The organism is Marinobacter azerbaijanicus (assembly GCF_030250645.1).
In the GTDB taxonomy this organism is placed as follows: Bacteria; Pseudomonadota; Gammaproteobacteria; order Pseudomonadales; family Oleiphilaceae; genus Marinobacter; species Marinobacter azerbaijanicus.
In genome coordinates, this window is sequence record NZ_JASSVS010000002.1 from 139455 (window position 1) to 153575 (window position 14121).

Consider the following 14121-nt stretch of genomic DNA (forward strand, 5'->3'; position numbering starts at 1 on the left):
GACCCCAACACTGGGAAGTTGACCTTATAAGGATTCTGCGGCACCCTAATCTGGTTTCATTACGCAACCGGAGATAACTTGTGAGCAACTATACCAATAGAGCGGTCATTCTTAACCAGCGTCCCCAGGGCGAAATCAAGGAAGGCGACCTGGTTCTGGAAGAACGCCCGGTCCGGGACCTGAAAGAAGGCGAGGTTCTTGCCAAAGTACTGTGGCTGTCTCTGGACCCTTACATGCGCCCACGCATGAACGACGCCAAGGGTTACATGGACCCCATCGGCCTTGGCGAGGTGATTGTTGGCGAGAGCGTTGCACGGATTGTTGAGTCCCGCTCGGACAACCTCAAGGTGGGCGACCTGGTCACCTGTTATTCCGGTTGGCAGGAGTACGCGGTATTCCCCGGCGATGCGGAGATGGTCTACAGGATTGACCAGAAAGACAACGTACCCCTCCAGGCTTACCTGGGTGTGGCCGGTATGCCCGGTCGCACCGGCTACTGCGGTCTGATGTACGTGGGCAAGCCGAAAGCCGGTGAAACCGTGGTGGTTTCAGCTGCGTCCGGCCCGGTAGGAACCGTGGTAGGCCAGACTGCGAAGAAAGAAGGCTGTCGTGCAGTCGGCGTGGCCGGTGGCCCGGAGAAATGCCGTTACGTGGTGGAAGAGCTGGGCTGTGATGCCTGCGTGGATTACAAGGCCGGTAACCTGGAAGAAGACCTGAAAGCCGCCTGCCCTGATGGCATCGACATCTACTTCGAAAACGTCGGCGGCGCAGTGACCCGCGCCGTGGCGCCTCTGCTGAATCCCGGCGCCCGGGTACCCATCTGTGGTTTTGTGTCAGCCTACAACGCGGAAGACATGAACTCGGTGGAAACACCCTTCCACGTACTGAAGGCACTGGACCCCGTTCCGGAACACCGCTTCTTCCTGGTAACGGAATGGCAGGACAAGCACCAGGAAATCACCAACATCCTGGCGGATCGTGTGGCTTCCGGTGACCTCAAATACCGCGAAACCATCGCCGAGGGCCTGGAAAACGCGCCGGAAGCCTTCAAAGGCATGCTGAAAGGAAAGAACTTCGGCAAACAGTTGGTGCACGTCGCCGACTGATCCCGACAACCTCCAGGGAAGGAGGTTTACCCGACCACCTGCAGCAACACCTTTCCGGTATTCCGATTCTCTGCCACATAGGCCATGGCTTCACCGGCCTTCTCAATCGGCCAGGAACTGTCGATCACCGGATCAATCTGCCGGGCACTGAGCAGTGGCCAGACGTGTTGGTACAAAGCACTCATCACATCGCCCTTGTCAGCGACCGGGCGCGAGCGCAGGGTTGAGCCAATCAGACGATGGCGCTTCATCAGCATCAGCCCCAGATCCACTTCCGCCATGCGGCCACCCATCAGGCCAATGAGTATGATCCGGCCGTCCACGTTCAGCACCTTCTGATCGTCGGCAATGTAGTTGCCGCCGACCGGATCAAGCACCATGTCGACACCACCCCAGGATTTTATGGCATCAACGAACGAGCCGTCCCTGCGATTCCAGACACCAGTGGCGCCCAGTCTCTTGCAGGTTTCCAGTTTCTCGTTATCCCCTGCGGTGGCAAACACGGGATTGCCCAGCGCGGTTGCCAACTGGATGACCGCCGTACCCAGGCCGCTGGCTGCCGCATGGACCAGAACCTTTTCCCCGGGTTTGAGCCCGGCTTCGTGGTAGAGGTTCAGCCAGGCGGTAGCAAACACTTCCGGGATTGCCGCGGCCTCTTTCAGGGTATAACCCTTGGGAATCGGCAATACCTGGACCGCGGGCACCACCACATGGGTGGCGTAACCGCCGCCGGTGAGCAGGGCACAAACCTGATCACCCGGCTTGAAGTGGTCCACACCCTCCCCCACTTCAGAGATGGTTCCGCTCACTTCCAGGCCCAGGATTTCCGAGGCACCGGGCGGCGGGGGATAGACTCCGGCTCGTTGCATCAGATCCGCACGGTTGATGGCGGTCCACGCAATATCAATAGCCACATGACTTTCAGGCACTTCGGAAGGAATGTCGTACGCCTCCCAGCTTAAGGTGTCGCCACTGACCTTGATGGCTCTCATCATCTGCGCTTACTCCATGTTTTGAGTCAGGCTCAGGATACCTCCAGCCGGCCCAGGGTTGCACTGATCACTTTGTAATATTTCTTTTGCAGTTCACTGAGTCGCCAGGCTTTCGGCACACAAGGCTCTTGAGGCTGCTGCAATAGCTGGCGCAGCAGGCCAGCCGCTGCAGCGGCTTCCGCCTCCGGGTCATCCGGATGGCTGGTGTATCGTTGCGCTCCCGGCACGTACTCGGGATAGGCCAGCCGGTCCGGAGCCAGCGCCATACAACCGGACGCCATGGCTTCCAGCACCGACAGCCCCTGAAAATCATGCAGGGCTGTGGAAATGGCCACATCTGCCTCCGCCAGCAAGCGATCATAATCGGACCTGCTCTTCAGATACCCCCAGTTCACAATGCGTTCCCTGTGCCGCTCATGTATCCGGTCAAACGCCTCGGGCTGGTTGCGGAACTGTTCACCCACCACACTTAGCCGGAAGTCCTGGCCTGCCGCTGTCAGTGTATCCAGCATCAGCAGTAAACGGTCTGGCGCCTTGTCGTATTCCCAACGGTGGTTCCAGAGCAGATGGGGGCAGCGTTCATTGTGTGTGCAATCCCTCTCAACAAATAGCCTGTCTTCAATGGGCACAGGAATAACATGGGATTTACCACGAATGCTGCTGATCAGGCCGTCAGGAAGCCCGTCCGGCATCTTTTCAAGAAAGCGATAGGCACCGTCGAGAAAGCTGTCGCGGTTCCAGGCACTGTTGAACAACACCTGGTCAGCGGCGACCGCGCTGTACAGGTTGACGATTTTGGGTTCAGCACTGGAATGCTGACGCCCGGAATCCGGATAGGCAAACTGGTTCTCGTGCATGTAGAGAATAGTTGGCGTGCGGGCAAGATGAGGATGAAACCCCTTCAACGAAGCCAGATCCACCATGGAAGTGACAATCAGCAGGTCATAACCGGCCTTCAGCGCCGGCTCCTGGAGCCAGGTCAGTGCATTGCCCCGAATCCGCCAGCGGAAAAACCGGGGTGGAAGCGCCAGTACCTCCCACTGGAAATCCGGCTGACTGGCAACCAGCTGTTCCCGCCAGCGTCTGTGACTGCCAGCGTCGTAGGCGGATAAAAGCAGGATGCGGGGCCGATGGTATGGAAGGTGCGATGACATCCGCGCATTCTGCCATCATTCCCGGTTGGACAGCCACACACTTTGATAGGGCCTGAGGGTCAGGCTTCCGGACAGGTCGTCTATCTTCAGGCCGGAAATCAGGTCCTGCCACTGGTCGGTGCCGATCAGGTTGATATCTCCCAGGAAGACCTGCTGGACCTCATCGCTGATGTTGTGGATGCAGAAGATGGACTGATCCCGGCGCATGCTCTGGCGCCAGAAACCGAACAGCTGCAGCCCAAGGTGCAGGGTGAACTGGGTGGCATTAGGATGGAAAGCCGGCTGCCGGCGGCGAATGGCAATCAGCCGTTTCAGTTCGGTGAACACCTTGTGATGATGGCTCAATGGGTCCGCCAGCTCTGCCTCCAGGCGGTCCAGGTTCCACTGACCGCGATTGATGGAGCGCAGGCGGCCGGTGTGTTCTACCCGCTCCCGATCGTTTTCCGTACCCAGCAGGCTGTGAATGTAGAAGGCAGGAATGCCCTCCAGCGCCAGCATGATGGTGTGGGCGCAGATAAACCGGTGCAGCTGCCAGTGATCCGCGCCCCGCCCTGCTGTTCCCTTTAACGCATCGAACAGGGCCACGTTCATTTCATAGGGCTGGTCCTTGCCATCCGGGGTCCGCCGGTAGGACACCTTGCCCCCGAAGGATTCCATGGTGTTGATCAGCCGCTGCTTTTCCTGCTCCGAGAGCAGCCCGTCAGTCGGGCGCAGGCCTACCCCATCATGGGAGGCAATAAAGTTGAGGTAGGTAGTGCCCATCTGGGCCGGAGGCATGCTCATCAGCCAGGTTTTCAGGTGCCGGCAGTTGCCTGTGACCAGGGTGTTGATCAGCAACGGCGGCAATGAAAAATTGTAGATCACATGGGCTTCGTTGGCGTTACCGAAATAGGTCAGGTTCTCCCGGTTGGGAACGTTGGTTTCCGTAATCACTACGCCATGAGGGGTGTGATGCTCGATCAGCAGCCGCAGTATCTTGATCAGTTCATGGGTTTGCTGCAGATGGATGGACGGCGTGCCTGCCTCCTTCCATAAAAAGGCCACCGCATCCAACCGGAAGATGGTCACGCCCCGCTCCAGGTAATAACGGATGATACCCACAAATTCGTTGAGCACCTGGGGATTGGCAAAATTCAGGTCCACCTGGTCTTCGCTGAAGGTACACCACACGTAACGCTCGCCATCGTCGGTCTGCACCGCGTTAAGCAAAGGGGATGTCCGGGGTCGAACCACAGCACTCAGATCATCCGTGGGCCGGGCCTCGAAAAAATAGTCCTTACCGGGATCAACCCGTTTCTTGAAGTTCTCGAACCAGCGGCTGCGGGCCGACATGTGGTTGATGACCAGGTCCGCCATCACCTTGTAATTGCCGGCGATGCGCTCGATATCCTCCCATTCGCCGTGGGACTCGTTCACTGACAGGTAGTCCATCACCGAGAAGCCGTCGTCCGAGCTGTAGGGGAAAAATGGCAGGATATGCACCGCCGATACTGTGTCCTTCAGGCAACCCTCAAGGAACTGGAACAGGGTCTGGAGCGGTTTTTCGTTGCTGCGCTGGACCGTGTCTGCGTAGGTAATCAGCATGACGTCGGATTCGTCCCAGTTGTTCTGGTGGGCCGGGGGTGCCGGCGTATCCGGCTTCAGGCCCATGGTCTTCAGCAACTGATCCGCCAGGAAGCCGGTGTCAACTGCGGGATAAACCACATCCAGCATGGTGGCCAGCTTGTGATGCAGGGTGTTACTCACTGGCGGTATTCCTCGTTATCCAGCTCCACCGCCTCCAACAGCTGTTCCTTGATGTCCGGAATGGCACTGGTAACGCGATTCCAGCTTGGAATAAACGGCGTGTCCATAGGGTTGTCCAGGAAATAGGCCCCTGCCCTCATCACGTTCTGGGCAAACAGTTCCACGGCTTTCTCTTCCTTGTGGCGGTCAAACGTCAGCCCGTTAATCACGGCGTCGCTCTGGTAGGTTTCGATAAAATCCAGGGCAATGCGGAAATATGCCGCCTTGATGGTACGGAATTTCTCGTTGGAAAAAATCTCTCCATTGGTTGCCAGCTTGCGAAACAGCGCCTTGCTGATGTCCGTGCTCATCTTGGACAGGCCACGGCTGGCGTCTTCCGGGGAAAGCTCCTGGTGTTTGTGGTCGTAGGTGTCGGCGATGTCCACCTGGCACAGGCGATTGGTGGCGTAGTTGCGTTTCATTTCCGAGAGCACGCCCACTTCCAGCCCCCAGTCGCTGGGGATGCGCAGGTCGTTGATCACGTCGGTACGGAAGGAGAACTCACCCGCCAATGGGTAGCGGTAGCTGTCCAGGTAGTCCAGGAAATCACTGGGGCCGCATACTTTCTTCAGCGCCCGGATCAGTGGCGTGACCAGCAGGCGGCTGACACGACCATTCATTTTGCTGTCCGCCACCCGTGCGTAATAGCCTTTGCAGAACATGTAGTTGAAGTTGGGGTTGGCCACCGGATAGATCAGCCGTGCGACCAGGTCCCGGGAGTAGGTGAGTATGTCGCAATCGTGCAGGGCCACGGATTTGCTCATTCCTGAGGCAAGCACATACCCGAAGCAGTACCAGACGTTTCGGCCCTTGCCCATTTCCGTAGGCGCCAGGTTCTGTTCCCGGAGCTTAACGTCCAGCGCCCGGAGCCTGGGGCCATCGTTCCAAAGTACACGGACATGCTGGGGCAACTCAGAGAAATACTCCAGAGCATGCCGGTATTCCTGCTCGTTGGCCCTGTCCAGCCCGATAACGATCTGCTCAAGGTAGGGCACCTTTGCCAGCTCCTTCACGATGTTCTTCAGTGCCGGACCTTCCAGTTCTGAATACAGCGACGGCAAAACCAGTGACATGGGCCGGGCCTTGCGAAAGCTCATCAGTTCCTGCTCAAGCTCTTCCACCGGCCGGCGGCACAGGTTGTGGAGGGTTGTGATGATGCCGTTCTGATAAAAGTCGCCCATGGCGGCTCTCCTGTTACTTGAAAACCCGGTTTCAGTAGCCGTACTCAATCAGCAGATTCAGCACGCATTCGTTCCAGCCGGCCGGGCCGGTCTTGATGGACCGTATGGCCCGGCTCTGGGACGGCAGGGAGACGCTGTCAGACTGCACACCCCGCACGATCACCGCGATATCCGCCTCTTCCAGCATCTGTTGATCGTTGGGGCTGTCGCCCAGCGCGATGGCGATTACCCTGTCGACGGGATATTGCTCCCTGTAGTGCTCTCGATATTTATTTAGCAAGAACCGGACCCCATCGGCTTTATCGAAGGTTCCCATGGCATGGAGAAAGCGCCCGCCCTGCACCAGGCGGCAACTGTGCTCGCTCAGTTTCTCGCGGAATCGGGCCAGTGAATCCTCGTCTCCCTCCCACAAAAGCGGCTCTGTGCCGGCGCGTTCTTTCGCAAGCTCTGCCTCCGATTCCGAGAGGTTGGAGTGCCCGGCCAGCTCTGCCGGGCTCATGTCTGAGAAACTGCGGAACCGGAAGCCCTCCGCGCGACATTCTTTGAGCAGCGCCAGCACGTCATCCCGTGGTGCCCCAAAAGTCTGCACCTGCTCCGGGCCCGGTCCAAAACAGTTCGCGGGAATGATCACGGCGGCGCCGTTTTCCACAATGAAGGGGGCGGTGTTGCCCAGTTGTTCCCGCAGAGCGCGTATCTCGCCGGCGGTCTTGCTGGAGTTGAGGACCACCGGAATGTCCGCTGCTGCCAACCGCGCAAGCGCGGGCTTTGCAGGGGACCAGTCATAGCTGTCGTGGTCCAGCAAGGTGCCGTCCAGGTCGGAAAACAGGATCAGACGGGGTTTGGGCATGGCGGCATCCTCTACTGGCGCTGACGGATCAGCGGTTCACCGAAACTGTGGTCTTCACCCACGTTGATCACGCAATCTGCGCGGGCCGGCATTTCTTCAAGGCTGGCACGGGTGATTCGCTCGTAATGCATGATGAAGCGGACGACTTCTTCGTCACTCATGATGCGCGACGGGCGGGCAGTCTCATTGTTTTCACCGCCCTGTTTTGGTGCATACCTGTTTCGCTCCCGGAGCTTGTGCTCCTGAAGGGTGCGCCACTGGAGAACACATTCCATGGAAGGTGCCTTCAGCATGATCAGGCTATCAACCTGGCTGAAAAACCGGCTGTACTCTCCCTTCAGGCAACGGTTGACGTACTGCCGCCAGGTGCCTTCCGGGTCCTCGGCCCGCTCCAGTTCGTTGACCGGTTCCATCAACTCCGCCTCGCTGGCTGCGGGCACAGCGCCCATGCACCAACCCTCGATCAGGATCACCTCTGCCCTGCCACGGAATACCGGCCACTGATCCCGGGGGCAGCGATCGTCGCGGGATTTGTCGAAGGCAGGTATGAGGGTTTCCGTATCCGGGCCGGCGGCTTTCAACTGGTCGATGACCTGTTGGCCAAGGGCGATGTCGTGGGTACCGGGTACGCCGCGAGTAATGAACAGCGGGTGGACGCTCTGTGCCAGTTGTTCACGTTCGGCACGGGTGAGGTAGAGGTCGTCCAGGGAGAAGCTGGCTGTAGGAATGCGATAGTGGATGGTCAGCAGTTCCCTGAGGAATTCCGTCAGGGTGGATTTTCCGGTGCCCTGGGCGCCGTGGATGCCGATGATGATGGGTTCTTCACGGGCTTTTCTGAGGCTGTGGATATGTTGGGCCAGGGGGAGGATGGTTTTTTTGACGGTGTCGGCGTAGGAATCGGGGAGGGATTCCTGGTTGATCAGTTTCTGGATGGTGGTGGTCAGATCGGGTGCGGACACTTTGCTGGTTCCTGTTGGTTTGTTTTGGGTTTTGCAGGTTTTGTACCAATTGGAGTATAGGTGGTGGTAGCGAGTGTGTTTGTCGCGGGCTTTAGTTATCTGGGACACTACTGGGTATAGCCCTCCGAATCGGGTGGCGGCGGCAATGGGAGATACCCTTTGCAGACACGCCGTGAACCCGTCCCTGGGGGCTCGGCATTGCCATCCCTGGCAATGCACGGTCTGCAAAGGGTATCTCCCATTACCGCTCTCTGGCTTCGGAGTCAGATTTTCGTAGATTAAAGGGCTCGGAAAACCTATGAGCAGCAACGGTTTTAAAGTCGAACATCGCTACCTTGAGCTACCGGACAGTTTCTACACCCGGGTGCAGCCAACGCCGCTAAAAGACGCGCGGATGGTGTGTTTTAACCATGATCTGGCGCGGGAGATGGGGTTCCATTCGGAGAACCCGGAGGAGTGGACCGGTGTGGGTGCCGGGGCGGAACTGCTGGAAGGGATGGATCCGGTGGCGATGAAGTACACGGGGCATCAGTTCGGGACGTATAACCCGGAACTGGGGGATGGCCGTGGATTGTTGTTGTGGGAGACGGTTGGTCCTGACGGGCGGCGTTGGGACTGGCATTTGAAGGGGTCGGGGATGACGCCCTATTCCCGGTTTGGCGATGGCAAGGCGGTGCTGCGGTCGACTATCCGGGAGTATCTGTGCAGTGAGGCGATGGCGGCACTGGGGATCCGGACCACGCGGGCGTTGTTTATGGTGAGTGCCAAGGACCCGGTGCGGCGGGAGTCGATTGAAACGGCGGCGGCGTTGTTGCGGGTTGCGGAGACTCATATTCGCTTCGGGCATTTTGAGTTTGCGGCTCATCATGAGGGCGAGGAGGCCCTGCGAACCCTGATAGAGCATGTGATTGCCCTGCACTTCCCTCACCTGATCGACCTGCCGGAGGACGAGCGGTACCAGCGGTGGTTTGTGGAGGTGGTTGAACGCACTGCGCGGATGATTGCCGACTGGCAGGCCGCAGGGTTCTGCCATGGGGTGATGAACAGCGACAATATGTCGATTATCGGCGATACCTTTGATTATGGCCCCTATGCATTTCTCGATGACTTTGATGCGGGTTATATCAGCAACCATACCGACCAGGGGGGCCGTTACGCCTATAATCGTCAGCCCAACATAGGGTTTGTGAACTGCCAGTACCTGGCCAATGCATTGCTTCCGGTTATGAATGAAGACGATGTGCGTCGTGGGCTGCGTCGTTATGAGGTGGCTTACAACGAGCGCTTCCTGCAGAACATGCGGGACAAGCTGGGGCTGGCGCTGGAGGACGAGTCCGACCTGGGCCTGATCATGGATACCTTCAGTATGCTGCACGAGCACCATGTGGACTACACCCTGTTCTTCCGGGGTCTTTCCAATCTCACGTCAAAAGGTTCTTCGCCGATCCGCGACCTGTTTGTGGACCGCAGTGTGGCGGATGAATGGCTCGAGCGTTACGAACAGCGCCTGCAGTCGGAAACCCGTGCCCATGACGAGCGGGAATACCAGATGCGCAAGGTGAATCCCAAGTACATCCTGAGGAACTACCTGGCGCAGCAGGTGATCCTGGAAGCACAGAATGGCGATTATAAGCCGATGAAGGAATTGCTGGAGGTGCTGAAAAAGCCGTTCGATGAACAGCCGGAGTTCGAGGAATACGCGGCGGCACCTCCGGATTGGGGAAAGCACCTGAGTATCAGTTGTTCGTCATGATTTGCAACCTACGCCAACAAAGCCCATCTGCCACTTGATTTCATAAAGGAATTTGGGTATTTTCTAATCATACTAGCGACTAGGAGTATCTCCAGTCATTAAGCTAGTCACTACGCCGCTTTGAGCAATGTTACACTGGGCGCCGCTCTGATTCTTTGTCACACATTGAGTCATCGGCGTCGGCTGTAATTTCGAACCATGGAATGACGCCCACACCTGATTACGCTTTCTATCCTCTAGGTCTTCTTTCCAATAGACGCAAAGTTAAGCACCCAGTTCCTCGGCCTAATTAGACCACAATCTATGACAACTCCCGATAAGAGACCATTAAAGGAAGCATTCACATCGACCTTTCACGATAGATATAGGTTCAATGACCTCCTTTCTGCGTCAACAACCGGTGAATGTAGCTTCATTGAGCTAAAAAATAAAAAAATAGCCAGCCCAAGCAAGAAACTTAAGGATTTCCATAAATTCGTCAATAAGACGATACTAGAGTTCCTTGAAATCAATGAAGAAGTTGTATTTTCTTATCGAAAAGGAAAAAACATACTTAGTGCTATAGAAAAACATTCACAAAGCACAAATTTTTTTCAGACCGACATTTCCAACTTCTTCGAAAGCATAAGCTTATCCGATGTAAAAACAACTATAGAAGATAACACCCCAAATCTGCCTATCTCAGACATTGAAAATTATATTAACCACATTGCAGATCTAATTACAATTGACGAAAAATTACCGGTCGGATTTTCAACATCTCCAGTTATAAGCAACGCAGTTCTATTTAACTTTGACAACGAACTTAATCAATACTGCAAAACCTCCAACATTCATTACTCACGATATTCAGATGACATCATATTATCTTCAAATACAAAAATCACGTTAATGGAAGCGTCAGAGAAAATTCAAAACTTACTATCAAAATATTTCTCTGGCCGGATCAATATCAACAAATCAAAAACTAAATTCAACCACAAGGGGAACAGAGTCAAGATACTTGGCATACTAATATTGCCAAATGGTCGTATAACCATTGACAACTCGATAAAAGAAGATGTAGAAATAAAACTACACTTTTTCTTGAATAATAGGAAAGCTCTAGAGAGCTACTCAGGCCCCGACTTTGAACACACAATCTCCAAACTATCTGGAACCCTCAACTTTATAAGCACCATTGATAGTCACTACTTGGACAAGCTTAGAAAAAAATATGGTAATACAACGATAGATATGTTCTTACATAAGTCGGTCTAAAATGAATATATCCATAGAGATAAAAAATGTTCAGCATATTAGAGCCCTAAACTTCACGGCAGATCTTTCCAAAAATAGGCTGATCTGCTTGGTTGGTAAAAATAGCACTGGAAAGACCACTCTAGTTAGAGCCTTCAAAAACTTATACTCTGCGGATACGTTTAAGAAAACAGCTTCTCCATATATATTTTCACAGCAAAGCGAAATTACGTACAAAGTTGGAAATGATAGTTACGAGTTTAAATTCAACCCAAAAATAAAACTCTTGGATACCAAGGACCTGATACCAAAAGAAATAAAAAACAGCATTTACGTTGAACTACCTCTTCCTCATGGAGAAAGATTCAATCATTTCCAGAAGCTCGCTAATATAGATGATGAGCTTCGCTCAAAGATTGCTACCAGGACTTTCAAAACGCCGCACACAATAATAAAATTTTTAGGAAATATTTATCAATCCGATCGATTTAAAAACCTAAAGTGCGCGCAAATAAAGGGGGATAACTATTACTTTATCCTCCTAGAGGATGACTATTACATAAGAGAAGATTACTTGAGCTCCGGAGAATATTTCGTAATCAATCTATTTAAGGCGATAGAAAAGAATAAAAAATGCATTGTTATAGATGAAATTGATTTATCGCTAGATGCTTCAGCACAGGTAAATTTAATCAATGAACTAAGAGAGTTCTGCCAAAGTCAGCGAGTCAACATAATTTTCACAACACACTCGCTTGCATTGATGAAAACTCTAAGAGCTGAAGAACTCCATTTTGTATCGGAAGCTAATGGAAATATTACATCCTCTCCGAAATCTTATAATTATATAAAAAGCCTTTTATTCGGATTTAGAGGCTGGGATCGCTATATTCTTACAGAGGATGATGTACTTAAAAATTATATTGAGTATATTACAAGCCTGATTAGACCATCTCCATTTTTCAAGTATAAAATAATATATATTGGCGGATCAGCTAACGTTACCGACCTAATGAAGAGAAATAAAAAAGATAATTTCCTGTCATCTCCGGAGAACGTTATATCGATCCTCGACGGCGACCAAAAACATAGAAGGCATGTTCGAAGTGAAAGGCAGGCCTTTTGCATCCCGTTCGAAAGCATTGAAAAGGATCTATTCGAGCATTACGAGTCAAATTGTCCCGATATCCCCAGAATCGATTTGGGTGATGTTGCTGATAGCAAAAAGGCAAAAAAACTATATAAACGGCTAATTCTAAAAAAATTAATGACAGAAGTAGAAATTTTCGAGTTTCTGAACAAAAGCCGTGAACGCGAAGTCGGAGAGTTAAAGCGTATGCTCACAAGCTTTCTACGCTGAGCAGGACCATGACGATCAAACTCCTGCTCAGCGCGCTGACTAAAATGTAAAATCACACCGCCTTGGCGGCGATGATCTTGTCGTGCCACTCGGCGGGGCCGGTCTGGTGGACGGAGGAGCCCTTGGAGTCCACCGCCACGGTCACCGGCATGTCCTCCACCTCAAACTCGTAGATGGCTTCCATACCCAGTTCTTCGAAGGCCACCACTTCCGCGTGCTTGATGGCCTTGGAGACCAGGTAGGCAGAGCCACCCACGGCCATCAGGTAAACCGCACCAAACTCACGAATGGCATCAATGGCCACCTGGCCACGTTCCGCCTTGCCGATCATGCCGGTGAGGCCGGTTTTCTCCAGCATGGTGCGGGTGAACTTGTCCATGCGGGTGGCGGTGGTGGGGCCCGCGGGACCAACCACTTCCTCGCGCACCGGGTCGACCGGGCCGACGTAATAGATGAAGCGGCCTTTCAGGTCCACCGGCAGTTCCTCACCGCGCTCGATCATGTCCACCATCTTCTTGTGGGCAGCATCGCGGCCAGTCAGCATCTTGCCGGAGAGCAACACGGTTTCGCCCGGCTTCCAGTCTTTCACGTCTTCCGGTGTGACCGTATCCAGGTTCACGCGGCGAACGCTGTCACCCACTTCCCAGGTGATTTCCGGCCAGTCGTCCAGGCTCGGCGGAGTTTGCAATGAAGGGCCGGAGCCGTCCAGAACGAAGTGTGCGTGACGGGTGGCCGCGCAGTTGGGAATGATCGCCACCGGCTTGTTGGCAGCATGGGTCGGGTAGTCTTTGACCTTCACATCCAGAACCGTGGTCAAGCCACCGAGACCCTGGGCACCAATACCCAGCTCATTCACCTTGTCGAACAGTTCCAGACGCAGCTCCTCGGAACGGTTGGAGGCACCACGGGCCTGCAGGTCATGGATATCAATCGGGTCCAGCAGCGACTCCTTGGCCAGCTCCATTGCTTTTTCAGCAGTGCCGCCTACGCCAATACCCAACATGCCCGGCGGACACCAGCCAGCGCCCATCTGCGGCACCATTTTCAGCACCCAGTCCACCACGGAATCCGATGGGTTCAGCATGGCGAATTTTGACTTGGCCTCGGAACCGCCGCCTTTCGCAGCCACATGCACATCCACGGTATTACCCGGCACAATCTTGTAGTGGATGATGGCAGGTGTGTTGTCCTTGGTATTGGTGCGCTTGCCGTCCGGATCGGCCAGGATAGAGGCACGCAGCACGTTGTCCGGGTGCATGTAAGCCCGGCGAACGCCCTCATTGATAATATCGTCCAGCGCCATGTCGGCATCCCATTGCACATCCATACCGACCGTCACAAACACCGTAACGATGCCAGTGTCCTGGCACAGTGGCCGCTTGCCCTGAGCGCACATGCGGGAGTTAATCAGAATCTGCGCCATGGCATCCTTGGCCGCCTGGGACTCTTCCTTCTTATAGGCCTCGTGTACAGCCTGAATAAAGTCTTTCGGATGGTAATAGGAGATGAACTGCAGCGCGTCCGCTACGCTCTCGATCAGGTCGTCCTGGCGGATTACGGTGGTCATAGGCGTCTCATCAGGTCTGGTTTGTCTAGTAGGGGTTTTAAACGTGTCTAATAAAGGAAGCGCGAAGTTTACCAGAAAATCCAAAACCGAGGGACCAAACCCGGCGCGAAGGTTTTTAACGACAAACTTGCCTAAACGGCCACGAAAAAATGTAACATTGCTGGTATCTTCGATATAA

At 54.2% G+C, this 14121-nt stretch carries 11 protein-coding genes; 4 read left to right on the forward strand and 7 right to left on the reverse strand.

Annotation, left to right across the window (positions count from 1 at the left end; genetic code table 11):
* Positions 1-80: 80 nt before the first annotated feature.
* Positions 81-1106, forward strand: coding sequence for an NADP-dependent oxidoreductase (locus tag QPM17_RS04150; protein ID WP_285389014.1), 1026 nt, complete (start codon positions 81-83; stop codon positions 1104-1106).
* 26 nt (positions 1107-1132) lie between these two features.
* Here the strand turns inward: QPM17_RS04150 and QPM17_RS04155 are convergent, their stop codons facing one another.
* The 6 genes from QPM17_RS04155 to QPM17_RS04180 are packed head-to-tail and all read right to left on the reverse strand — an operon-like array spanning position 1133 to position 8024.
* Positions 1133-2098 carry an NAD(P)H-quinone oxidoreductase gene (locus QPM17_RS04155; protein ID WP_422732729.1) on the reverse strand — a complete coding sequence of 322 codons (966 nt, stop codon included), beginning with the start codon at positions 2096-2098 and terminating at the stop codon, positions 1133-1135.
* A gap of 32 nt (positions 2099-2130) precedes the next feature.
* Positions 2131-3252, reverse strand: coding sequence for a tRNA-queuosine alpha-mannosyltransferase domain-containing protein (locus QPM17_RS04160; RefSeq protein WP_285389017.1), 1122 nt, complete (start codon positions 3250-3252; stop codon positions 2131-2133).
* A gap of 15 nt (positions 3253-3267) precedes the next feature.
* A complete protein-coding gene (locus tag QPM17_RS04165; RefSeq protein ID WP_285389755.1) occupies positions 3268-4965 on the reverse strand; it encodes a sugar phosphorylase in 1698 nt (565 codons plus the stop codon).
* A gap of 29 nt (positions 4966-4994) precedes the next feature.
* Positions 4995-6218, reverse strand: coding sequence for a glycosyltransferase family protein (locus tag QPM17_RS04170; RefSeq protein WP_285389018.1), 1224 nt, complete (start codon positions 6216-6218; stop codon positions 4995-4997).
* A gap of 31 nt (positions 6219-6249) precedes the next feature.
* Entirely contained in the window at positions 6250-7065 is an 816-nt protein-coding gene (locus tag QPM17_RS04175; RefSeq protein ID WP_285389020.1) for an HAD-IIB family hydrolase, read from the reverse strand.
* A gap of 11 nt (positions 7066-7076) precedes the next feature.
* Complete coding sequence (locus QPM17_RS04180) at positions 7077-8024, reverse strand: hypothetical protein (protein ID WP_285389023.1); 948 nt, start codon at positions 8022-8024, stop codon at positions 7077-7079.
* A gap of 298 nt (positions 8025-8322) precedes the next feature.
* On the opposite strand from QPM17_RS04180, the gene QPM17_RS04185 reads away from it, so the two are divergent.
* The 3 genes from QPM17_RS04185 to QPM17_RS04195 all read left to right on the forward strand — a co-directional run bounded on the left by QPM17_RS04185 (position 8323) and on the right by QPM17_RS04195 (position 12376).
* Positions 8323-9777, forward strand: a complete 1455-nt coding sequence (locus QPM17_RS04185; RefSeq protein ID WP_285389026.1) for a protein adenylyltransferase SelO — start codon at positions 8323-8325, stop codon at positions 9775-9777.
* A 303-nt stretch (positions 9778-10080) separates the two neighbouring features.
* The gene (locus QPM17_RS04190; protein WP_285389029.1) at positions 10081-11037 is read left to right on the forward strand and encodes a reverse transcriptase domain-containing protein; all 957 of its coding nucleotides are present in this window, start codon (positions 10081-10083) and stop codon (positions 11035-11037) included.
* A 1-nt stretch (position 11038) separates the two neighbouring features.
* Positions 11039-12376, forward strand: a complete 1338-nt coding sequence (locus tag QPM17_RS04195) for an OLD family protein (protein WP_285389031.1) — start codon at positions 11039-11041, stop codon at positions 12374-12376.
* A gap of 52 nt (positions 12377-12428) precedes the next feature.
* Here QPM17_RS04195 and QPM17_RS04200 read toward each other — a convergent pair whose 3' ends face one another.
* Complete coding sequence (locus QPM17_RS04200) at positions 12429-13943, reverse strand: fumarate hydratase (RefSeq protein WP_285389033.1); 1515 nt, start codon at positions 13941-13943, stop codon at positions 12429-12431.
* Positions 13944-14121 lie beyond the last annotated feature (178 nt).

Excerpts from the sequence above, each read along its gene's own strand:
- QPM17_RS04185 (WP_285389026.1), top strand. The coding sequence starts at position 8,323 with ATGAGCAGCAACGGTTTTAAAGTCGAACATCGCTACCTTGAGCTACCG.
- QPM17_RS04165 (WP_285389755.1), bottom strand. The coding sequence starts at position 4,965 with ATGCTGGATGTGGTTTATCCCGCAGTTGACACCGGCTTCCTGGCGGAT.
- QPM17_RS04190 (WP_285389029.1), top strand. The coding sequence starts at position 10,081 with ATGACAACTCCCGATAAGAGACCATTAAAGGAAGCATTCACATCGACC.
- QPM17_RS04175 (WP_285389020.1), bottom strand. The coding sequence starts at position 7,065 with ATGCCCAAACCCCGTCTGATCCTGTTTTCCGACCTGGACGGCACCTTG.
- QPM17_RS04200 (WP_285389033.1), bottom strand. The coding sequence starts at position 13,943 with ATGACCACCGTAATCCGCCAGGACGACCTGATCGAGAGCGTAGCGGAC.
- QPM17_RS04195 (WP_285389031.1), top strand. The coding sequence starts at position 11,039 with ATGAATATATCCATAGAGATAAAAAATGTTCAGCATATTAGAGCCCTA.
- QPM17_RS04155 (WP_422732729.1), bottom strand. The coding sequence starts at position 2,098 with ATGAGAGCCATCAAGGTCAGTGGCGACACCTTAAGCTGGGAGGCGTAC.
- QPM17_RS04170 (WP_285389018.1), bottom strand. The coding sequence starts at position 6,218 with ATGGGCGACTTTTATCAGAACGGCATCATCACAACCCTCCACAACCTG.
- QPM17_RS04160 (WP_285389017.1), bottom strand. The coding sequence starts at position 3,252 with ATGTCATCGCACCTTCCATACCATCGGCCCCGCATCCTGCTTTTATCC.